Source organism: Saccharicrinis sp. GN24d3 (genome assembly GCF_052400645.1).
Taxonomy (GTDB): Bacteria; Bacteroidota; Bacteroidia; order Bacteroidales; family Marinilabiliaceae; genus Saccharicrinis.
The window spans coordinates 167,799-192,255 of sequence record NZ_JBQTGI010000005.1; the positions used below are offsets into that span (position 1 = coordinate 167,799).

Annotated in this window: 15 protein-coding genes; all 15 read left to right on the forward strand. The window is 40.5% G+C overall.

What is annotated here, in order from left to right; all coding sequences use genetic code 11:
* The 15 genes from ACT29I_RS08030 (at position 1) to ACT29I_RS08100 (ending at position 23,807) form a co-directional block, all read left to right on the forward strand.
* On the forward strand, positions 1 to 159 hold the full coding sequence (locus ACT29I_RS08030) for a DUF5908 family protein (protein ID WP_444793162.1): 159 nt from the start codon (positions 1 to 3) through the stop codon (positions 157 to 159).
* A gap of 283 nt (positions 160 to 442) precedes the next feature.
* Positions 443 to 1,144 carry a CIS tube protein gene (locus tag ACT29I_RS08035; protein ID WP_430931721.1) on the forward strand — a complete coding sequence of 234 codons (702 nt, stop codon included), beginning with the start codon at positions 443 to 445 and terminating at the stop codon, positions 1,142 to 1,144.
* A 5-nt stretch (positions 1,145 to 1,149) separates the two neighbouring features.
* The gene (gene vgrG / locus ACT29I_RS08040; protein ID WP_430931722.1) at positions 1,150 to 2,895 is read left to right on the forward strand and encodes a type VI secretion system tip protein VgrG; all 1,746 of its coding nucleotides are present in this window, start codon (positions 1,150 to 1,152) and stop codon (positions 2,893 to 2,895) included.
* Positions 2,896 to 2,901: 6 nt separating this feature from the next.
* Positions 2,902 to 3,192 (forward strand): PAAR domain-containing protein, encoded by a 291-nt coding sequence (locus ACT29I_RS08045; RefSeq protein WP_430931723.1) that lies wholly within the window; start codon positions 2,902 to 2,904, stop codon positions 3,190 to 3,192.
* Positions 3,193 to 3,529: 337 nt separating this feature from the next.
* Positions 3,530 to 3,946 (forward strand): GPW/gp25 family protein, encoded by a 417-nt coding sequence (locus ACT29I_RS08050; RefSeq protein ID WP_430931724.1) that lies wholly within the window; start codon positions 3,530 to 3,532, stop codon positions 3,944 to 3,946.
* 32 nt (positions 3,947 to 3,978) lie between these two features.
* On the forward strand, positions 3,979 to 7,215 hold the full coding sequence (locus tag ACT29I_RS08055; protein WP_444793163.1) for a hypothetical protein: 3,237 nt from the start codon (positions 3,979 to 3,981) through the stop codon (positions 7,213 to 7,215).
* A complete protein-coding gene (locus ACT29I_RS08060) occupies positions 7,203 to 9,971 on the forward strand; it encodes a hypothetical protein (protein WP_430931726.1) in 2,769 nt (922 codons plus the stop codon). The genes ACT29I_RS08055 and ACT29I_RS08060 overlap by 13 nt, the downstream gene beginning before the upstream one ends.
* An 11-nt stretch (positions 9,972 to 9,982) precedes the next feature.
* The gene (locus tag ACT29I_RS08065) at positions 9,983 to 14,185 is read left to right on the forward strand and encodes a hypothetical protein (RefSeq protein ID WP_444793164.1); all 4,203 of its coding nucleotides are present in this window, start codon (positions 9,983 to 9,985) and stop codon (positions 14,183 to 14,185) included.
* Position 14,186: 1 nt separating this feature from the next.
* Positions 14,187 to 15,626 (forward strand): contractile injection system tape measure protein, encoded by a 1,440-nt coding sequence (locus ACT29I_RS08070; RefSeq protein ID WP_444793165.1) that lies wholly within the window; start codon positions 14,187 to 14,189, stop codon positions 15,624 to 15,626.
* A 3-nt stretch (positions 15,627 to 15,629) separates the two neighbouring features.
* Entirely contained in the window at positions 15,630 to 17,465 is a 1,836-nt protein-coding gene (locus tag ACT29I_RS08075) for an eCIS core domain-containing protein (protein WP_444793166.1), read from the forward strand.
* 14 nt (positions 17,466 to 17,479) lie between these two features.
* Positions 17,480 to 17,812, forward strand: a complete 333-nt coding sequence (locus ACT29I_RS08080; protein WP_430931730.1) for an NDR1/HIN1-like protein — start codon at positions 17,480 to 17,482, stop codon at positions 17,810 to 17,812.
* Positions 17,813 to 17,820: 8 nt separating this feature from the next.
* Positions 17,821 to 20,187, forward strand: a complete 2,367-nt coding sequence (locus tag ACT29I_RS08085) for an eCIS core domain-containing protein (protein ID WP_444793167.1) — start codon at positions 17,821 to 17,823, stop codon at positions 20,185 to 20,187.
* 29 nt (positions 20,188 to 20,216) lie between these two features.
* Positions 20,217 to 21,341 (forward strand): hypothetical protein, encoded by a 1,125-nt coding sequence (locus ACT29I_RS08090; protein WP_444793168.1) that lies wholly within the window; start codon positions 20,217 to 20,219, stop codon positions 21,339 to 21,341.
* A 6-nt stretch (positions 21,342 to 21,347) separates the two neighbouring features.
* Complete coding sequence (locus ACT29I_RS08095) at positions 21,348 to 22,658, forward strand: ATP-binding protein (RefSeq protein ID WP_444793169.1); 1,311 nt, start codon at positions 21,348 to 21,350, stop codon at positions 22,656 to 22,658.
* Between the two features lie 51 nt (positions 22,659 to 22,709).
* A complete protein-coding gene (locus ACT29I_RS08100) occupies positions 22,710 to 23,807 on the forward strand; it encodes a hypothetical protein (protein ID WP_444793170.1) in 1,098 nt (365 codons plus the stop codon).
* Positions 23,808 to 24,457 lie beyond the last annotated feature (650 nt).

The window sequence follows — 24,457 nt, forward strand, 5'->3', positions numbered from 1 at the left end:
ATGCCAATTGAAATCAAAGAGCTCCATATTAAAATAAATGTTAGTGACGATTCGAGGCGCGTAAGGCCTTCGGGCAATTCCAGTAGCGATAAAGACAAGATTATAGAAGCCTGCGTGGAACAGGTAATGGAAATTCTATCGAAGAAGGAGGAGCGGTAAATCGAAGTGTCTTTTTTATTCCTAAAAGTGATGGGTACCTTGCTCCCGGGTACGAAGTCTGCCCGGATTGTGGAGAGGAGGTTCTTTCCCTTTTTAGGAGGAAGTACTATGGCGAAGGAATAGGGATTATTGCCCTAGAAACAAGATATGAATTAAACCGAACCATCAAAAGACGGTGAGGCGTATCACGATTCAATTGAAATACGCAAGTTATGTTTGGGCCTGGATATCACGCATCATCCAACAACCCTTTATTTCCCTTTAGCATTAATTATTATTCCAAATGTCTGGAGAACTGGTAAAACTACAAATAAAAGCATATAGCGACGAGCAGTTCAATAACGAGGTGGCCGATGGCGAATTTACCACCTTGTTAAATCCTGAGAAATATAACCTTAAATACCAGATTGAGCATAACGAGGACCAGGCTTCGGGAACCAGTTCTTCGGCTCCAAGATTTAGCAAGATGCCTCCCGAGGATCTGGAACTGGAATTTATCTTCGATCGTTCGGGTGTTGTGGTTAATACTACCAATAACAGTTTGTCGACGGACGAGGGTGTTGGGGTAGTTGACGATGTGGACCGGTTCAAACGAATAGTTTTTGATTATAATGGAGACGAGCATCGCCCAAACTATCTGGTTATTTCTTGGGGTTCCTTATTATTTAAAGGCACCCTTAGCGAGATGGACATTACCTTTAAGTTATTCAGCCCCAATGGTGCACCTTTACGGGCAACAGCCAGGGCAAAGTTTAAAGGTTTTGTGGAAGATAATTTGCGGGTGGCACTGGAAAACAATTCATCACCCGACCTAACCCATATCCGTATTGTAAAGGCAGGTGATACCTTGCCATTAATGGCTCACCGTATATATGGCGACGCAAAGTATTACCTTGAGGTGGCCAAGGTAAATAACCTGACCAATTTCAGAAAGCTTAAAGTGGGGCAGGAGATTTTCTTTCCTCCACTTGAAAAAACAACTTAATTAATATGCCCAAAGAAAGAGTTATACAAACTTCTCGTTCAGCCGATTTAACAACCTATAAAGTTTTAATTGAAGGGGAAGAATTATCTGCTACGTATCAGGTATTGAACATTGCGGTAGAAAAAGAAATAAACCGAATACCATGGGCAAAAATGGTTCTACGGGATGGCGATCCGTCAGCAGAGGATTTTCCGCTCAGTAACGAGGATCTGTTTGTGCCGGGTAAGGAGATAGAGATTCAAGCGGGCTATCATTCCGAAGATCAAACTATCTTTAAAGGCATCGTGATCCGTCACAACCTAAAAATAAGACCAGGCAAATCGATGTTGATTGTTGAATGTAAAGATGTGGCTGTAAAACTCACGGTTGGGAGAAAAAGTAAATACTATTACGATAGCAACGATAGCGACATTATTCAGGATATCATTGGGCAATATGGCATAGATAAAGACATTGACAACACTAATGTAGAACATGCCGAGATGGTTCAATATGATGTAAGCGATTGGGATTTTATGATAGCTAGGGCACAAGCCAATGGAAAAGTATGTGTTGTTGACGATGGTAAAATTTCAGTTAAAGCTCCCGATTACGAACAGGAAGAAGCAATATCGCTGGTCTATGGGGCCACCATCCTCGATTTTGATGCGGAGATAGATGCCCGAAATCAGTTTGGAACAACTACCTCATATGGTTGGAATGCAGCTGACCAGGAGATGTTTGAAATAGAAGCCAATGACACAAATATTTTCCTCAACGGAAACTTAACTTCGGACGATTTGTCACAGGTAATAGGACTTGATAATCTGCAATTAAAGGACGGTGGCGAGATGAATGAAAGCGAGTTGCAGGAATGGGCCGATGCTAAAAGTCTGTTCAATAAACTTTCAAAGGTAAGGGGGAGTGTGAAATTCCAGGGAATGCCTGAAGTAAAACCCGATACCACACTTGAATTAGTGGGTGTGGGTGAGCGTTTTAACGGCAAGGTTTATGTTTCGGCGGTTCGCCACCAAATATCGGAAGGTAACTGGACTTGCACTGCGCAATTTGGCATCAATCCCAAATGGTTTACAGAGTCTAATAAAATAAATGACCTGCCGGCATCTGGTCTGTTGGCGGCTGTAAACGGATTGCAAGTGGCCAAGGTAACTCAACTCGAAGGCGACCCGGATGGTGAAGATCGTGTATTGATTCGTATGCCGGTGGTCGACGATCAGGAACAAGGTGTTTGGGCCAGGGTATGTACTTTGGATGCCGGGGAGAACAGGGGTTCCTTCTTTCGTCCTGAGATTGACGATGAGGTTATTATCGGTTTTATCAACGGAAACCCGCGCGATCCAATTGTTCTGGGCATGATGAACAGTAGCGCAAAACCGGCTCCACTGCAAGCCAGTGACGACAATCACGAAAAAGGTTTTGTGACCAGAAGCGAGATGAAACTATTATTTGATGACGACAAAAAATCAGTGGTGCTGGAAACACCGGCCGGAAAAAAGATTAGTGTAGATGAGGATGCCGGGGTAATACAACTGGAAGATGAAAACTCCAATACTTTCACAATGGATAGCGCCGGGATAACCCTGGAAAGTCAGGGTGATATTTCCATTAAAGCTACGGGAGATGTGAAAATAGAAGGCACCAATGTGGAGATAAAAGCCAACGCTCAGTTCAAGGCCGAAGGTTCGGCCGGTGCTGACTTAATATCAAGTGCCATTGCAAAAATTCAAGGTTCATTGGTACAGATAAATTAATGTAAGATGGGTGCTCCTGCTGCAAGAATAACAGATATGCATACTTGTCCGATGGTAACAGGTACAGTTCCACATGTAGGAGGCCCGGTTTTACCGCCGGGATCGCCAACGGTTTTAATTGGTGGAATGCCCGCTGCCCGTGTTGGAGATATGGCAACCTGTGTTGGGCCGCCCGACATGATTGCCATGGGTTCAGGAACGGTGATGATAGGAGGTATGCCCGCTGCAAGAATGGGCGATTCAACAGCCCACGGAGGCGTAATCGTAGCTGGATGTCCGACTGTGCTTATTGGCTAGATTGTTCCACGGGCAAATGATATTTTTCAGGTAGCCTTGACTTTTTTGCTTCGTTTTTGGGTTAGGCCAACAATAAGGAGACCCCTAAGCTAGAGGTGAATCGATTTAATCAATAGATAGTTAAGATGTCCTGGTATTAACACTTTTTGTAAATATCATGGGCTTTCACCTGCGGTTGTTTTTTGTTAGGAAAATATAGTCACTGGTTAATAGTTGTCAGTTGTATATGGAGCTGTGAACTGAATATTGAACGAATTGAAATTCCGTACCCTTTTAACTTATCTTCTTCGGGACCGACCACATACCAAAAACCAAAAAACTAATATTACTAAATATTATGCCAATCAATCAATCGTTTTTAGGCTCCGGATGGAGTTTTCCTCCGGAATTCGAAAAAGGAAACCGATCTGTCAAGTTGCTTCAAGGAGAAACTGATATCGAAAGTAGCCTTGAGATATTGCTTTCTACCCGCTTGGGTGAACGTATTATGGTGCCAGATTATGGTTGTAATTTGGACGAGCTGATTTTTAAGCCCTTAAGCTTAACCGTGAGAACCTATGTGACCGACCTGATTAAATCGGCCATCCTATACCACGAACCCAGAATCGACGTGATTAAGATTGACATTGACCCAACCAACGAATTGCAGGGAGAACTACTAATAAACATCGAATATATTGTACGCACTACCAACTCAAGGAAGAATATGGTATTCCCATTCTACAAAGAAGAAGGAAGCGAAACAAATGTATAGTCATGCGATGAATATTGCCAAAATGTAAATGAATGGCCAACTGCGGAAAAGAAATACTATTCGGACGCGAAGGAACGGAACAAATGCAACGATATATTGCTGCATTAAATCCGGCTTCGTTAAAGCTTAACGATTTTGAGTTGAAAGAGTGGATGCAATTTGCCTACACTTTTGCATCGCATGTAAACTACTACGGAATTGCTAACGAGAAAATACCTGTTGGATTCTGGGAAGATTTCTTTAAATCCGAGTCGGAATTAAACGCTTTTTTGCAGGAGGTTAATCAAGGAAACGACATTACTCCGCACTTGGCGTTGTATGTAAGTTTCATTAAACTATTACAATTAACCCAACAGCGTTTCAATAAACTAACCAAGCGACATCTTGATTTTTACTACAAACAGGTATTAAAAATTGGTAAATTGCCTTCTTCACCCGATTCGGTTCATATCTTGTTCGAATTGGCTAAAAATGCTACATCCGAAAAAATATCGGCCGAAACGGAACTGGATGCGGGTAAAGATCCGGATGGCAACAAATTAATTTATCAGATTTCGGAAGAACTAATTGCCAACAAAACAAAAGTCTCTCAATTAAAAAGTGTTTGTAACGATCATGACGCAAGCAAGTTAAAAGCTGCGGAAATTGCCAATTCATACGATGGTAAGGGCGAGGATTTTCCGAACGATGAAGTGAAATGGTGGCCCTTTGGATACTATAAAAAAGAAGTAGAAGGTATTGATAACGAATATCCCGAATTGGCTGATGCAACGGTCGGTTTCTCGTTATCGGGTGAAATACTCGAGTTGAGCGAAGGAATACGTACAGTAATGATAACCGGAGAGTTTGCATCGGCTCCGGGTGCATCATATACCCAAGCTCAGTTGAACGCCCATCTGGAAATTTATTGTACCGGCGAAAAAGGCTGGCTGGGACCGTTTCCTGTAATTAGTGTAACCGGTTTTACCTCATCTGTTAATATGTCCGGTAAAAAACTTAGCATAGCCTTTGAAATTCCGAAAGAAGAAGAACCGGTTACAAAATATGAAGCTAAAGTTCACCTAGGTAGTTATAACACTTCGTATCCAATATGCCGTGTGCTTGTTAAAACTGAAAACACCGAGGCTCACAATCTATATCGCGATATCGTGGAAAAAGAACTTTCAAATCTGTCAGTGAGTGTTGATGTGACAGGAATTAAAGGGATTTCCCTTTCGAACGATATTGGAACCATTAATGCCGAAACGCCATTCTATCCTTTTGGGACGCAGCCATTTAAAAAATCCAAATTCTATATCGACTATCCGGAATTGTTTAAAAAAAACTGGGATGATTTTGATGTTGCTATCGAATGGAAAAATACGCCCGATGATTTTCAGGAATGGTATCTGGCCTACCGAAGCACATTTATCACCCAAATAAGCCCATATGGTTATTTAAACGGGATTTTTGATTTGACTAGTGTTCCTGCAGCTGCGATTAAGAAAACATCATCTGAAATCGAGGATCTTGTGCTCCAAGAGAATTTAAACATTATAATGAGTCCTACTTACACGGATTTAATTGTAAACGACGATTCCCACTTTAAGGTAGCAGTCGAGATAAATAATAAAGAAGACTGGGAAACAGTAACCGGCATGGATGCCTTAGAAATGTTCAATAAAGATGACGATGTTTTTGGGATGAATTTTACGGTTAACAGAATAGATGCTTATGAAGAAGATAAAAACGGGCCGGTTCGTTTGTCGTTGAATCAAACTTTTTTGCATGAATTGTTTCCCAGGATTTATGCCTTGGCCATGAGCAGCGAGAACGATAGTACCCTTATTCCCAACGAACCCTATACTCCTTTTGTGGAGGAAATTACCTTAAATTATACAGCATCGGCTAATATTTCGGTGGTCGGTTCAAAATATGAAAAGGAAGAATTGTATCTCTTCCATGAGCATCCGTTCGGGCAATCAAAAGAAAACCTGGATTTAAAACTTCAAAACGGTTTGCTCGATGAAGGGGTTAATCCATCATTAAATTTAGTTCCCACTTATTGTAAGGGAGGAGAGCTGTTTATTGGCCTGGAAGATGCAGAACCCCGACAAACGGTCGCGCTGCTTATTCAGGTGCTGGAAGGAAGCGAAAACCCCGAAGCCGAATCTTTTGTTGGCAAACAAAAAATTGAATGGCATATAATGGTCAATAACGAGTGGAAAGAGTTGGATACCAGTTATATGGTGGTTAATGAAATTGATAATTTTCTGAAATCAGGCATTGTAAAATTCTCCATACCCAGAGAAGCCAATAACGATAATACCTTACTGCCATCGGGTTACCTATGGGTAAAAGCAAAAAACCATAAATCTTATGATGCGGTTTGTAAAGTCATAGGGATTCATGCTCAGGTTGTTAAAGCTGTGCTGCAAGACAATGACAATAACCTGCAACATCTCGAAACAGGATTAACGTCTGAAACCATCTCAAAACTGATTAACCGTATTCCTAAGGTAAAATCGGTTACGCAGCCATACAATTCGTTTGATGGAAGGCCAGGGGAATCTGATGTAGACTTTTACAGAAGGGTAAGCGAACGACTTCGGCATAAAAACAGGGCTATTACCATTTGGGATTACGAACATTTGGTGCTGCAGAATTTCTCTGATATTCATAAAACGAAGTGCTTGAGCCATACCAGTACTGCGATTGTAAACAATAAACGAGTGACCAATTATCTGGCGCCGGGAAACGCGGTGGTGGTAGTTATTCCAGATATCGCAGATAAAAATGTTTTTGATATTTATCAGCCCAGGGTAAGCAAGGCAAGGCTTAACGAAATATCAGATTTCTTGAAAAAACTGGTTGGTTCGTTGGTCAATGTAGATGTTATCAACCCCGAATACGAAGAAGTAACAGTAGAGCTTAAAGTCAAGTTTCATAAAGGTTATGATGAGGTATATTATAAAACGGTATTAGAAGAAGATATCACCAAGCTCCTTTCTCCTTGGGCTTTCGATTCCGCCTCAAGTTTGCAATTCGGTCAGTCCTTGCATAAAAGTGTAATTATAAATTATATCGAAAAACTGCCATATGTCGATTTTATAGCGGAAGTTAAACTCCATCAGCAAAATGCTGCCACCAAAGTAGTTTCCGAGGTGAATGAAGCCGTACCCTCCAGTCCTGAGGTAATTCTGGTTTCTGCCAAAACCCATGTGATAGATACCGATTTGAATGATTGCACTAATTCAACCCCAGAACCAGCAGAAATATGTCAACCGTAACCAAACATATCACCATTCCCAAAGGCGTTGAAACCAGCAACGACCTGGATTATCAATTCCTGAAAGAAAAGGGGCTCGAGTATATCGAAAAGCTGGCGGGCAATATCTGGACCGATTATAATTCGCATGATCCGGGTATTACCATGCTGGAAATGCTCTGTTATGCGATTACCGATTTGTCGTCGCGGATAGAAATGCCCATCGAAAATATCCTGACCCCCGAAAAAGAAGGTTTCATAGAAGACCAATTTTTCAAAGCACTCCAAATTTTACCCGGAAAACCGGTAACAGAAGATGATTACCGTAAATTGTTTATCGACATGGAGGGTGTAAAAAACTGCTGGTTGCAGAAGTTTAGGAAAACGGTATATGTCGATTGCAGAAACGATCTCCTATCTTACGATAAAGGTGATTTTGAATTATCAGATGATCAGGATAGGAAAGAATTTGATTTAAACGGCCTTTATACGCTGCTGGTAGATTTTGACGAATTAAGCGATGATGACTTTCCAACCGATGCCGATAAAGAAGCCGAAATTGATCGAATCAAAAATGAGATTATAACAACCTATCATAAAAACAGGAATCTTTGTGAAGACTTAATCGAGGTCAAACAGGTTGAAACGCAAGCGGTAAAAGTTTGTGCATATGTGGAGCTTTATCAGGAGGCGGACGAAGAGATGGTGCATGCGCAAATAGTACGTATTCTCGATAATTATTTTTCGCCCGATATCTGGTTTTATTCTCTTCAGCAGATGTTTGATAAGGGGTATACTTCGGATCAAATATTTGAAGGGCCGGTACTTAACAATGGTTTTATTGATCCGGAGGAATTAAGCAATGCCCAACTTCGTTCTGAGGTTCGCCTTTCAGATATTGTTCAACTGATCATGAAAGTGGAAGGTGTAAAGGTGATAAAAGATATATCCATTAACGATTGCTCTAACCCTGTCGAAGAGGACAAGGATGTGTGGCTGTTATGTATCGAAGAGGACAAGAAACCTATCCTTTGCGAAAAAAGTGCGTTCAGTTATTACAAAGGAGTGTTACCGGTAAATGTGAATGAGGACGCAGTAAAAACCTACAATGAACAATTAGAAGCGGAAGAGGAGGCCAAAAAGGAATTGGCTAAAATAGGTCAGGAAATAGAAATCCCGAAAGGTAAATATTGGGGAACCGGAGCTACAACCACCGTCCAAAACGACTTTCCCGAAACGTACGGGATTGGTCAGGTAGGGTTGCCCCCTCGTTCAACCGTTGAAAGAAAAGCACAAGTCAAGCAATTAAAAGGATACTTGCTGTTTTTCGACCAGATTTTTGCCACTTATTTTGCACATCTCGAAAAAGTAAAGCACTTGCTTTCGGTAGATAACAAGTTGTCAAAAACTTATTTTACGCAAGCCGTAAAGGATATCAAGGATTTTGACGAGTTAGTGCGCGATTACCCCATCGCGAACGATGATGATTTAACGGATAAATTGCTTTCGGATCTAGATGATAATATCATAAGAAAGAACGAATTGCTCGACCATTTGATAGCACGCTTCGCCGAAAAATTTAGCGAGTTTTCTTTCTTGATGAAAGAGTTGTATGGCAGTTTTGCAGAACAATCTATTGTTAATGCCAAAGAGGTTTTTCTTTCGGAATATGGTGAAATGATTAATGATTCAGGTTCGACTGTAAATAAGGGCATTAGCAATTGGAGAGGGACAGCATTTAATTATTTCGATCAACCTGCAAGCGAACTATGGGAGACCGATAATATTGCAGGTGCCCAAAAACGAATAGCCCGTCTTTGCGGGATGAAGAATTTTAACCGTAGAAACCTGTCAGAATCTTTTGTAGAGGTATATGATTTAATCGATTCGGATGGCGATAAGGTTTACCGTTGGCGAATTACTACGGATGAGGGTGTTAAAATACTTTCCGCCACAGAAAATTACGATCATAAAACACCAAGGGCTGCCATAGATGAACTGTACTTATCAGTAGTAAGGGTAGTTGAAACGTCGGTAAAAACCATTACAGAAGCTTTTAAGTCAGAAGTGGAGGATGAGGCGGAGATCGGTAATTTTAAGATTCAGATATCTCCCGGAAATAAGTATTCTTTTGATGTGATCAACCGTGAAGCTGATCCTTCGAGTTCAGACTGGATTATTGCCAGGCAATTTTTGTATTACGATACGCAGGAAGAGCTAGAAGTGGCAATTCTGGAAATTATCAGGTTTTTTGTCAAAGACTTTACCGAAGAAGGGATGTTTATTGTAGAACATATGCTGCTTCGCCCTGATGTTACCCAGGCAACAGTGCCGCAAAGTCAGTTTATGCCTGTGTGCACCGAAAACTGTGAAAGTTGCCAGCCTGTTGACCCATATTCCTATCGTGTTACGGTCGTACTTCCGGGTTGGACCTATCGTTTCGGCAACCCTGATTTTAGAAACTTTATGGAAGATTTGATTCGAAAGGAATTGCCGGCGCATGTGTTGGCCCGCATTTGCTGGATAGGCCACCGAACAGGAAGTGTGCCCGACGAAGAGAACGAAATGCTTCTGTTTGAAGAAGCATATAAAGAATTCTTGCAGGCCAAAACAAGTCTGGGACAGGAACAAGACGGAGAGAAATTGATAGCATTGATAAAAATACTTACTGAACTAAACTCAATTTATCCTTCGGGCAGATTGATAGATTGCGATGATGAAGAGGATGTGTCGGAAGGCAAAATTATTTTAGGCCGTACAAATATTGGAAACCTTTAATTGAAGAAGTTATGGCATCGAAATTAACAGAAATTACAACCAAATATCATACGTTTGTTGATAACCAGGTGTTAACCAAAGATCAGTTAAACGAGTTTGTTACCTATTTTGATGACCAGAACAGACTTACCAGGGTATTCCTGTACGGGGTAGGTATAGTATGCGGCTTTAAGTTATCTTTAAATGCTTCTTCCATAACCATAACACCGGGAGTAGGTGTCACAACCGATGGTGATTTGTTACAAATGAAAGTTTCAATACCGGGTTCCGATTTAAAAACACTAGCCAGTGAACCCGTTAAGTATTCGTACTATAAAAGCTTTGCAGATGATGTGGCCAACTACAATCAGTTCAGAAAGCAGGTTGGAGGCGAATCGCAGGTAATGGATCTATGGGAGTTATTTCCTGAACAACTTGAAGATACTCAACCACTGCATACCATACCCGATTTGAACAACAAAGTAGTTTTACTTTACCTGGAGTCCTTTGCCAGGGAAGATGAACTTTGTACTACTATCGATTGCGACAATCAGGGCGTTGAACAAATCAATCGATTAAAAGTGCTTCTGGTTTCAAAAACGGATGCGGATTTGATAGCCAAAAGGGATACCGTTTTCAGTGCCTTCAATGTTTTCAACCATTACTTTAATCTGCCGGAAATAGCCATTCGAAGGGTAGTGTTAAATCAAATTAACACGGTTAAGTACGAAGAACTTAAAAGAACCTATTACAATGTAATTAATAGTGATAACCTTGTTAAACATCTTTCAAACGGAATCACGCGCATCATTCAAAATTTTGAATCTATCCTACAGCTTAATATCTCAACAACCATCTTAAATACCTCAATAACTAAGCTCAAATCTATTTTCAATTTTAGTGCCTATGCGGTACCTTTTGACATTCAGTACAGGTACGATTTTCTAAAGAATATAATAGATACTTACAGCGAAATAAAGACATTATTGCTTGATTTGAAAGGTATTTGCTTGCCCGATATCAATGCATTCCCAAAGCATTTGATGTTGGGATTAATCAGCGAAGTTAATATCCAACCCAAACAATTAAGGCATTCTTTCTACAAATCCCCGGCCATTAGTTGCGGATTGGATAAGTTGTTGTTGTGTAAAAGTTTAATTAATAGATTATTTGTGTTGATCGATACATATGGTGTAAAATCCGGGGACATTAAAATTATACCATCAAATCGATTAAAAGATTTGGGTCAGCAGGCCATACCGTACTATTACAAACATAACGATGTTTTGGTTAGGTCCTGGAGCTTTCACAAAACATCAAAAGGAGACGAGAAATATAACCTGGGCTACCATACAGATAATCTGGCAGCTGCCCCTCATATTCAAAACCCGTTGGCTTACAATATCGACAAATACGACTTTCTTAGGATTGAAGGCCATCAGGGCAAGGACTACCGGGATGCATTGGAAACACTCAACGATTTAAAGGTGAAATACGGACTGGCCTTTGATGTGAAGGCACTGGCAGTTAATTTGACGGATGAAACACTGGACATTGACGATTATGAATGCGAGTTTGAGGATTTAAAAGTCATGCTGAACGCGTGGAAAGCCGAACAAGATTGCATTCTCGCTCAGGTGGCAAGCTTCTTTTCGAGTTTTAGCACGGCCGAACCCGGGAAGAACATGAAGGAATCGGAACTGGTTTTAACAAATAAGGCCAGTGCAAGGCTGGCATCGGTTTATTCCGGGGACTTAAAGTCTGCAACAGCAGGAAAAGATATTTCCTATTTGAATGTGAATACGCTGTACCAACGCGTTTATACCGTAAACAGTGTTGTAACCGATAATATGAATACTGCAAAGGATACGTTGGGTATTGAGATGAAAGCTGCTATAGAAGAAAATAAGGCAGGCTCCGTAAACGATATTATTGCCAGTGCTAGCCAGAAACTGGCAGAAAAAGTAAACACCGATGAATGGAATGCTGATCCTGGATTAAAGTTTTTTGTGGTGGAGAAAGGGGTTGAGCTGATGGCTTATACGCATGTTATTACTCAGCGTATGCCTGCAGAAGTGGCTGTGGTGGATACCATTAAGGTGAACGACTATAAAATAACACTAGAACAACTGTGCGATCTGGTTCAAAAAATGAAAGCTGCTTATCAGTCTCTTCAACTATCGGTAGCGCTACGAGCATTTATGGGACTTTTAATTAATCAGCTGTCTACGGTATGCTGTTCAGGTAAAAAATTGGAGATATTATTGGAAGAAATCAATAAACGGAAAGAAAAAATATTGTTGGAATTGCAGCTTTCCAAATTTATTGAAAATCATCCGGGTGCCGAACATGTGGCAGGGGTTGTGCCTGGTGGTACCTTTATTATCGTATATAAAAATAAAGAGGTTTTACAGCGACCGGAATTAAGTGTAAATGATTTGTCTAGCTCCAATGCATTCAATAATGCCACAGCAGAGTTGGCCAACGACCTACTAAAAATAAATAAATACAGTGCATCTGAACGAAATATTGTATTAAACAGGGTAAGTGATTTACTAAAGTTGGAAGATAGTCTTGCTAACCGGTTGGAATCTTTGAGTGCTTTCGTAAAGGTTTCGGATATTCCTGACAATACGGTGGTTGCGGATTTTGCGCTGCCTTATTTGTGTTGTTCCGAGTGCAAGCCTATCAATTACATTGTGGCCAAACCACCGGCAACTTTGCGTCTGGAAAAAGATAAATATTGTTTGGGCACAGATACAGATCCTGTCTTATTTGAAATATCACCGGCAGATGGTGTTGTTAAATCAGATCCTGAAACCGAGGCTATTACTATTCAGGATAATAGTTTGGTTATAATTCCGGCTCTCTTCCCCGAAGAATTAATCGGACAAGAGATACGCTTTACTGTTAACGATCAGGTTACGGATGCCGTGCTTACCGTTTACAAAGGTATTCAGGTCGATTTTAACGTTCCGGAATCGCCAACCAGCCAAACAACTTTCACTTTTGTTGCGACTGGTAATGTTCAGGGAGTCAAATTCTTTTGGGCGTTTGGGGATGGAACCACATCGGAAGATCGCAGTCCTACGCATACTTACAATCTTCCTGTGGGCGAGGACAACAAGGTGGTGGTAAGCCTGACGGCTACTGCTGAAAACGGTATCTGTACATCTTCCGTTGAACACGGAATTGAGTTTGTCGCTATACCGGCAAGCATCGATCTGGAAGAAAAGGAATATTGCGAAAATGACAAATCAACTTATCCGTTTAATGTAACACCTGCAGGAGCTGATGTTGAAATAGCAGGTCCTGGTGTTAGTAAAAATGCAGCGGGTAACTTTGTGTTCAATCCGACCAGTGCAGGTGCTGGTACTCATTCATTTATGTTGGATGGTGAAGCCAGTGATTTAACCATAGTAGTTCAAGCTGCTCCTTTTGCCAGTTTTACGGCACAGCAGGTAGGCAACCAATTAATACTTACCAATACTTCGTTAAACGCAAATCAGTTTATATGGACCATCAACGGTCAGGAGTTTGAGCGAGGTGACGCCAATCCGTATATTATCAATCTTACGCCAGACAGCCCAACTTCGTGGGTAATTAGTCTTCAGGCTCGCGGAGCAGCCGTGTGTCCACCGCATCGCAGCAGGACAACTACGGTTAATACAAAGTATAACAATGAGCCTGAGGAAAACTGTATAGACGAAACCAAGGCCGATATTTTAATAGATCATACCGCTTTGCATGCCATTAAACATGATGACAATGGTGTGGTGGATGAATTTTGGAAACAAACGGCGGTTGTGTATGGTGGCACCAGCGATTTTAACGAAGGTGTGACGGATGCCATTGATCAATTCCTGGAGGGTGAAGCGAACGACCGATTGGATGGAATGTTCACATTGCTTCTTCGTCGTACGACTGAGATGATATTGGAAATGAGTGGGCAGGAAGATGTGGTGCCTCGTTTGGTTCAGTTATTTGAGTTGCAATTGCGCTTATTCTACAATGTTTTAGGTTGCCAGGATAACGATGCAATATTGAAGCATGCTGATGTTCTGAAAAATATGTTGGAACAAATTCTGGAACTGCTCAGGCTACTTCAAAATCAGCAAGTCGTTGTGTTCAGCGATACCATGAAATCATTTATTGCAGATTATCTTAAAAAGATTTCTGATGTTGAGATGTTGAAGGACCATGTAGAGAGAATAATAGCAGGTAATTTGATATAGTTTGTCGAATCATATCATTCATAAGGTAACGGTTGATGTAAATACTGCCAGCGAGAAAGAGGCGTATTTCATTAAAGATAATATCAGCCGGTTTTTGCAGGATCAGATATTTCCTCGAATAGAAAAATTGTTTGAAGAGTATGATTCGGGTAAGATACTTAGGGTTGATATTCTGGATTTGGAATTAGCCATAAAGGATTGGAACAATACAAATGAAGTTGTTTCCAAATTGGAAAAGGAACTTTTAAAATGTTTAAATAATCCGGATTCGCACCTATCAAAAAGCACAGGAAGCGATCAAGCCTCAATTCAAATCCATGTACGAAACAACGCAGCGTCTATCTTTCTGTATTTTCTGGAGCATGGCTATCTGCCCTGGTATGGAAAAAAAGAGGATGTAATACAGTTTACGCACCCGGACAAATGGGAAAAGAACCTCGAAGAACAATCATTCGCTAAAAAGATAGGTTTACTGTTGCAGAAAGACGGACATGCGGTAAAACGTTTTGTCTACCAGCTTTCAACAAATAATATTTTGTCTTTCATCGATTCACTGGGTGTTTTAAATGTATCAGGAAAGAAGATCTTAATAACTTTTGTGGATAAATTATCTAATAATTTCAGGTCTGTTTTTTTAAGTTATTTCATATCGAAAACGGTTAATACGGAAAGTGAAAATTCATTCTTTGATTTTTCAGAATTCTACAGTTCTCTGGGCATATCAGGGAATGAAAAAGAACATCTTTCCATAATTCATGAATTTAATACGGTCATAGAAAAGGCATTCTTAAAAAATATTGGAGGTAGAATACGCTTTAATCCCAAGGATAAAACACTAAAAAATAGTTTGTTGCAAAAGACATCGGATATAGTTCTTCGGGCTAATTTTGAGGAAATTGACAGAAAAGGGGAAGTTGCACACCCGTTTTTAAAACAGGATAATGATGAAATATTCGTAAACAATGCGGGCCTCATCCTGATACATCCCTTTTTGAAGTCCTATTTCGAAAACCTGGCCTTTTTAGATAAAGAGGGTGCAATTAAAGAAGAAAGCCGTTTTGTAGCCTTGCATGCATTTCATTTTCTGGTGACTGGGAAGGACGAATATTTTGAATCTGATATGATTTTGGAAAAGTTTTTATGCGGAATTCCTTTGGAAATGCCGATTCCTACCTACAGCCTGATCAACGAGTATATAAAAACGGAGGCAGAAATTTTGTTAAAAGAAGTAATAAAACATTGGCCAGCACTCAAAAGCACATCGCCCGATGGATTACGCCAAATGTTTTTTTATAGAGATGGGAAACTGCAAAAAACAGATAAAGGATATAAACTAACCGTTGAGTGCAAAGCGCAAGACGTGTTACTTGATCAATTGCAATGGGGCATTTCCATTGTAAAATTACCGTGGCAGAAAGAGTTGTTGTATGTAGAATGGTAACTGATGAAAACTAAGCAGAGGAGAATAAGAAGAAAAGAAAAGGGCAGTAGTCCTTTTTTTTCAAATAAAGAGGATGGTGGTTTTTTCATGGCACAACCCAAACTAACAGTTGGGCAACCAGGTGACAGGTACGAACAAGAAGCCGACCATATTGCGGATAAGGTGGTAGCAGGTAGCAAAAGAATTCAATCAAAGGCTGATTCTGGAAATTTCATTCAGGAACAGCTGCAAGGAGAGCCATTGGCAGAACAAATTAGCCCCTTACTTCAAAGACAGGAAGAACTGGAGGAGGACGTAATTCAATCTCAACCCCTGGAGGAGGAAGAAGAGATGTTACAGGCACAAGTCGAAGAAGAAGAGGAAGAAATGTTGCAGGCCCAGCCTGTTGAGGAAGAAGAGGAAGTGCTTCAGGCTCAATCTATGGAAGAGGAAGAAGAAATGGTTCAAACAAAAGGATCTGGAAGTTCCAGGGCTATACCTAATATTGAGTCTACCCTAAGAGCTAACGAAGGTGGCGGCAGTAAATTGGATAGCGTTACCAAGAGCGAAATGGAACAAAGTTTTGGGGCTGATTTCAGTAAGGTGAATGTGCATACCGATTCTACCGCCGTTCAAATAAGCAAGCAATTAGGGGCACAGGCTTTTACGCATGGAAACGATATTTATTTTAATAAGGGAAAATATAATCCTGAATCAACGGACGGCAAGCATTTGCTGGCCCATGAGCTGACCCATACCATTCAGCAAACGGGTCAGGTATCACTGAATCTGCAAATGACCATAGGCGACAATCACGATTTGTCATCTGCCCGATTTTCCGGAAACCTGGTGTTAGAAGCTTGTTTCGATGGAGAACAAACACTGCAAAACGGAAGCAGCGGTGCTCCGGTAAGCATTATGCAACAAGCCCTGGTAGATGCGGGATTCCAATTGCCGGTTTTTGGTGTTGACGGTATTTTCGGTAATGAAACGCGAACCGCCATTCAGAATTTCCAACGGGCTTCATCTATCCCCGATACAGGTGTGTTGGATGTAGCTACCATGTCGTCGTTAGATGCGCTTTACTCAGGTGGAACTCCTGTATTGCCACCTGCGGTACCTGTTAATCCGCCGCCAGGAACAGTACCCGTAGTTACATCCGAAACCATAGCATCAGCTCCGGATGGCACTGCTGATACGCGAACAACGGTAGGTGTTGGGGAAAGGGTGCGGTTTACAGGGGATACCGCCGGAACATGGACTGCCACAACAGGTAGGATTATTGGTAACAATAATGGGGTTAATATGGTATGGGAAGCCCCACCTATAGCAGCATCACCAACCATTTCCTTAACAACAACAGGTGGTGCAACATCCATCCATATGACTGTTACTGCGCCCGATTCTCTTACCATGACTGTAGGTGGGAGACACGCAATCCCCGCGGGAACTGCCGGTGCATGTATGCAGAACAATGTATTTATCCATCCGATGAATGTGAACTTTGGCAGAACGCAATGGCTCGAAGTGGCCGGCCCAGCTTCCAATGTTTCCGGCTATTTCACAAGGTTTACTGCCGATCAAATATTTCATCACCCCAACCCTAATTTCCTACCTTTTAATGATAACAATACTGGTTTGACGGACCATGCAGCATGGCATGGTGTTCCGGCACCTTTTTCAGGTGGTAGATTTGACTGGGTGATCCCTAATTTGTATAAAATAGATGGAGAACCGGATTCGCAAGGAAAGATTTTTACCAACACAACGCAAGCCTTTTTTATGACATCCACCGGTACCATGATGATTACCAAAGCCGGAGCTCTCGTTATTAGGTTTATAAATAATACGGTGATATAAAAATTAATGATTAGATGCTTCGGGTAAATCTTTTAACAAGCAGCGAAAAAGTACCCTTTGATAGATTGGGCGATTTTGAAATTGGTGTATCTGTTTATAATCCAACATCACAAACTTTACATTTCGATATTTCTGAAACTTCACTTTTTATAAATGGAAACAAAAGTGTCGCCTGGGATTTAGCAGTTCAAAATGGGACTATCATTAATTTTAGTGTGCCTTCGCATCAAACCAAAACGGTACAATGGCCACTAGGTAAGGCTTTATTTTCAGAAAAGGGAGCATCTGAGTTGAAACTTCTGTGGAAGGGTGAAACTCAACTAAAAGTTGTAAAAGTACAGGATTAAACTATTTCATGTTCACATCAAAAAATAACATAGCGGAATCCTCCAAATCATCGGGTAACAATTTTTCTACTTCTTTTATCCAACCCAAACTAAAAGTGGGACAGCCGGGAGATAAATTCGAAGTTGAAGCAGATAGTGTGGCCGATAATATGGTGGAAGGAAACACCAAAACAGATAATTTTCTGAACTCATCATTTTTCCCATCACCCGAAAGTAATTCATCTCAGTTACAATCACTGCCCGAAAACAATCCGGAGGAGCTGGAAGAAATTCAAGAAAAAGAACTAGGAGAATCGGAAGCAATACAATTAAATGTTGATGATGATATTTTGCAAGGTAAATGTGAAGAGTGCGAAAAGGAAGAAAAGCTGTTGCAAACAAAATCTTCGGGAGATTCTGAGGTAAAGCAAGATATTGAAGCACAATTAACAAATTCTAAAGGTGGCTTACCTTTGGATTCGTCTATCCAGCAAGAAATGGGAACGGACTTTGGTGCAGATTTCAGTGAAGTTAAAATTCATACAGATTCAGAAGCTGTTCAAATGAGTCAGGAACTGAATGCACAGGCTTTTACAGTTGGAAACGATATTTACTTTAATGAAGGAAGGTATAATCCTGAAAGTAAGGGTGGTAAGCACTTATTGGCTCATGAATTAACACACACAATCCAACAGAATCATTCAGCGGTACAAAGAAAATGTGATTGCATTAACGAAGAATTGACAGGTTCATCCGATTTGTTAGTGCAAAAGGTGGATGATGAAGCTACAGAAGCTCCTCAAAATACAGAACCTCCCCTTGATGTGAATGACACACTTCCTAGTGAATGTGGTGACATTGATGCTTTAGGGCAAAGTCAAATAGAAGACTTCTTATCGACATTTCACCAAGAAATAAGTACTTGGGAAGATTGGCGAAATCAAGTCAATTGGGATAATGCTACGGTAAGTGGACAAATACCATCTATATCACCCTTGCTAGGCGCTTTCGACTCTTTATATAATACGGATTTCTATTGCACCGAGTCAATGATATTGGTGATCCCTTCGGATCATACCGAAATACGCAGAATGCTCGACGAAGGGACTGGGCTTCAGTCGGGAATAAGCTTGCAGGAATTCGATTTGATTAACGAATGGATGCAGTACGACCAAAATACCAGCAATACGTTTCAGAATTACTTTCAACTCAATCCGGGAGATGAGGTGGAACACCACTACACTATAAACGTAATTGTGGCAGTTGGAAAAACGGATGATATTGCTGCAGCGGGAGCTGGCTTTGGTGGTGCTATGGAAACTCCAGTTGGTAAAGTAAAAATAGGGTGTTTTCTTAAAGTTGGAGTAGGGGGAGGTTATGTGGTATTCCGTTATGCCAATAATCTGGGTATGACATGGGAACAAGGCTATCTGCAAGTTAATGTAGGATTATCCGGAGAGTGCTCTGTTGGGGCTTCTATTGGTCCATCCGTTGATACTAGTTTTGGTAGTGAAGACTTATGTTCTGGTTCGGCAGACCCGGATCCAACCCCTGATTGGTATGGACCTAAAGATTTTGCCGGAGGAACTGTTGAACAATCATTCGGTGTTAGTGGAGGTTTAGGTTTAACGGCTGATGTTAGTGCGGCATACTTGTATCTGGTAATTCCCGGAAAGCCGGATATTTTCTTTAATACCTCAGGGGCCTGCTTTGGACTGGAAATAGGAGGTCATATGAATTTGCCAGCAATCAATATCATTCAAGGAGGAGGACAATTTGCCGTTGGTGGTTTTGAAGGCACACCTGGTGATCTGGAACCCAGTGTAGGTATTTGTGATAACTCGGACCTGGAACAGGTAAGGGAGGCACTCATTACACGAATGTTGTACTTTGAAACAGGGGAAAGTGATGTTCATACCGGCGAACATGCTTCCAATAACGGGGTTGCTCTTAACGAAATCCTGTCTGCTGTAAGTGGTAACCTGGATAATACATTCTTGAGTTCCATAACTATTTCGGTAGTAGGACATGCTTCACCACTTTGGACTGGAGCTTCCGAAGAACGGGCTGCGTTAGAAAATTTGAACCTCGCCTTGACAAGAGCTCAGAATACCAGTTTGTTGTTATATGATGGACTGAATGCTTTCGATGGTGAATTACCACCTATTTCAATTATCTCAGATGGAGTTTGCGAAGAGGGCACACCAGCATCCGAAGTTGATTTTGAAGAAGAAAGTCGGGGCTCAGAAGAAGGATTGGAACAAACTGAAGACCCAGAAAATGATTGGCAACGATATAGAAAAGTGGAGATAACCGTTTATGTAACAAGATTTGTAGATAATAGTTTGACCATGTTAGCAGATCAGGTAAATCCAGAAAATAATTTTTGCCAATAAAACTTTATAGTTTCAATTAATAAGGAAATATGCTTGCTTCCAAAACCCTATCCGATGCCCAATATTCATCAAACAATAATGGTGTTAATACTTCATTTATCGAGCCTAAGCTAAAAGAGCGACAATCAGGCGATAAGTTTGAAGTGGAGGCGGATAATACGGCCGATACTATTATTGAAAGTTCAACTCAACCCGATTCTTTTTTAAATACATCTTTCTTTCCTTCATCAGATTCTAATATTCTTCAAATTCAGCCAGAAGTTAATCCTGATGAACAAGATGAACTTCAAGAACAATCTATAGTAGCTGTTAATGGAATTTCGCAGGAATTCAGCTCTTCGGATGAATTATCAGATGGCCTATGCGCTGATTGTGAAAGGGAAGAAGAGGAATCCGAACTTGGCTTGTCGGCAGAAATTGAAAACATTCCTTTTGGTGATATGATCAATAAATATCCCTTAGATATATTATCCGTAACAGACCCAATTACAGATCTCGGTTGTGATGATGGACGTGATATTAATAATAACGGGGATCATGATTTAGATAAGGACATTCATCATCCTGATGATAGAAGCCCTGATATTTGGATTTACGATACTATATTGGGAGAATCCGGTGCTTTCTCTGATTTTCAGATAGGATTTTTTGCAGGAACATTCGGTGTAGACACAACAGACGATAACAGGCTGTTCGATAATTTTACATCCGGAAGCGGATCGCAAATCCATTTTGGTACGGGAAGTGATATGGCAAGGGAAATTGGAAGTACCGATGCGTTTACTTCTTTTGCCCGTGAATTTGAAACATCCATCCGGGTTTATTTTGATGAGCACCAAACCTTAGCAGGCTTCGACTGTCAGGCAGAGCTTATTAGAACCCGCCCCAATTATGTTGGAGGATTGGATAGTTTGTTTTCATGGGCGGTTATGGGCGGTTATCAACGTTTGGCAGTTGAGATTGATGCTTCAAGTGGAAATCTCGATGTTACCTATCGTGTTTTCGACCACTATGGAGCTGGGGTTAGTGATGCCTGGAGTTATTTGCCGGGACTGTCCGCTATGTATTATCTGCAACACTACGTGACCAATTCAGAAAACACCTATGTTCCTTTTATTTGGTCGGTGCAAATCAGTCGTTTTTCAAGCTTATAATTTTGGATGGATTCTCCGTTAATAAAATATATCTCCCTATTAATTCAGTATCGACTCGAATTGGAATTAAAGGGAAATGCTGTAGTTTTCCCAGAGCTGGATATCAAAGTGTTAAATCATTCTCCACTGTCTCTATTTATCAAAGAAAATGAGCTTGCCGAACAGGAGATTGCCATCCTGTTACTTGCCATTCTGCCTCATATTCTACCATCCTTTATAAATTCAATTATCCAAAAATATTTGCCTGGTGGCGGAGATTTCCCGGATTTCGGTGGAGTCAAAGGTAAAAACCATCGTGGCATTCTACCTACCGGCGAAACAGTATTGTACATTTTAGGTGGAAAAGACATTGCCAAACGTGTAGAAATAGCAAAGTTGTTTGGTGAATCACACCTGTTTACTCAAAAAAATGTACTTTATATTGAGAACGTTAATTCGGGAGAACCCAAAATGAGCGGTCGATTAATCATGGACGAAGAATATGTGGAATTATTTGTTTCAGGCAATGTTTCAAAACCAAAACTGAGCAGTAGTTTCCCGGCGCAACTAATCACTACGCAACTGGAATGGGACGACCTGGTGTTGCACCAAAAAACCTTGAGTGAAATAAAAGAAATTGAGACCTGGCTCAAGTTTAACTCCAAATTACTGAACGATTGGGGAATGAGTGGAAGAATAAAACCAGGTTATCGTGTTCTTTTTCATGGACCGGCCGGAACAGGAAAAACCATGACCGCAAGTTTACTAGGTAAGTATACAGGACGTGATGTATTCAGGATTGACCTATCCTTAGTGGTATCTAAATATATTGGCGAAACAGAAAAAAATCTGTCCAAACTCTTCGACAAAGCCGACCATAAAGACTGGATACTTTTTTTCGACGAGGCAGATTCCATTTTCGGAAAACGCACCGATGTGCGTGATGCTCACGATAAATATGCCAATCAGGAAGTTTCCTATCTGCTGCAGCGTATTGAGAACTTTGGCGGGTTGGTGATCCTGGCTTCCAATATGAAATCGAATATCGATCTCGCTTTTATCCGGCGTTTTAACAGTATGATAGAATTCGAAAACCCAAAGACTGAGGAACGCCTTCAGCTTTGGCAAAATTACTTACCTAAATCGGCCTCCCTCGAATCCAAAATCTGCCTTAAAGACGTGGCCCGAAATTATGATCTCACCGGGGCCAATATCGTAAATGTTATCCAGTACGTAAGCTTACGAACCCTCGAAAAACAATCCTCCACCATTACTTACGACGATTTGATTAAAGGAATACAAAAGGAATACAAAAAAGAGGGGAAGATGATGCGGTAATATAAGAGAGTACGATGTGAATTATCATAACGAGAACTTAAAGCATAAATTATGAAAAGATTAGTAGGTAACAGACGTAAAAAGAAATCAGGTACAGAAAATAGTTCATTGTTTGCAAAAAGCACGAGCCTACTTAGTGTAAATGGAAAATTACGTTCGCCATATTACGAACCTGGTGAGCAGGAAGTACGAAACCAGGCCTATATACCTGTGGAAATTGGCAAGCCACTTGTAGTTAGGTACTTGTATTTCTTTTTAAAACTCGATAATGCAAATAGTAAGCATCAGGAAATAATGGTTTCTACATTTGTAAAAACTGAAGAGGAAAAAAAAGCAGCAGCTGAATCGATTAATTTTTATGATCCAAAAATGAAGTTCAATAATGGGTCTGCCGACGTGGTGAATTTTGGTGCAGATGTTTATGGACATGAATTGATTTATTATACAAAGAGTTATATCGGTGAGCCGATAAAGTTGACGTCAAAAATCATGGAGCTGGACAATCCTGAAAAAACTATCAGTCAGATAACGTCAGGAATTGAAAGAATTGGCGACCTCCCATTTTTTGCTGAGTACCTGCCATATGTGGCTATTGCAAAATCTGGGTTAGACTTGTTGGGAAGGTTATTTAAAATCTTAGACCGTGACGACCCAATAGTGCCGGGTCTTAGACTGGATTTATTTTTTAACCGGCCACACGTTGCACGTTTACAAAGCGGACGCGTTGTCTGTGTACAAGGAAAAACTGACGATGAAATCATTAACGCAGGGTATAGTTTAAATAAAAAAAACCGGCTTGTAGATGAAAACGGCAAAGAATATCGGGAGACCGCTTATTTTGTAATGCAGGTGAACTCGGAAAATCAACCCGCTTACGAAGATTTTGAGTACTATCAAAATGCAGCTGAACTTCTTTCTTTAACAAATAGGCCTGATGGTTTAGGTGATTTTATCGATACAGCAGTGGAAGGATTTAAAACCTATGCAGATATCACAACCATATCGGATATGGAAGACCTACAGGATAATCTGGATGAGCCCGACGTGAAAAAGAGATTTAAAGCAATGTTTAAAGGCTTGTCGGGGGATGTAAAAAGTTTGTATCGCAAAAAGTACAAAGAGATTTTATCTGCTTATGAAGACGTGTAAGCGACTGGAATATTCATACGTAGTGAAGATATGTTGCAACAATAATTTATAAACTATATTATCGGTTAATATTAATATTGGCACGGGAATATAACTCGTGCCATTTCTTTTAAAAATCAGTATAGTAGTGTTTTAGGTGTGAAATATTATATTTGCTTACTATAATAACAGTTAAATATCCTTATAAATGAGGATGGATTTTGATAAATTTATTTAGGAACTTATTCTACAGGGTTATACCAGTTTCATTTTTTTTGGGAATGACCATGGCGGAGTTGTATCTATCCTGCATCTTTCTCTTTTTTTTAACGTTGACTTATACTCCTCATGTTGTCATTCAACTAGGTTAAACCCGCAATATGCATTAGAAAATCTATTACACATTGAAATTGTTTCAGAACAAGACACTCCACTGCTTCACTTCAGCTCACCATAACGATGCTCCCGAAAGTAATCGGGACAAGTTATGCCTCGTTTCAGTAAAGCCTTGTTTTATTGCACTTTCAATGTTCACGACGAAGTTCTAATGCATAATCCGGGTTAAAATTAAACTGCCATATAAATACTTGCACATCGGAACTGGTTCCGTTTTAAAGGAATTAAAGCAATATGGTTCATGCATGATGATATTTAGTTATTTAAACGCCTAA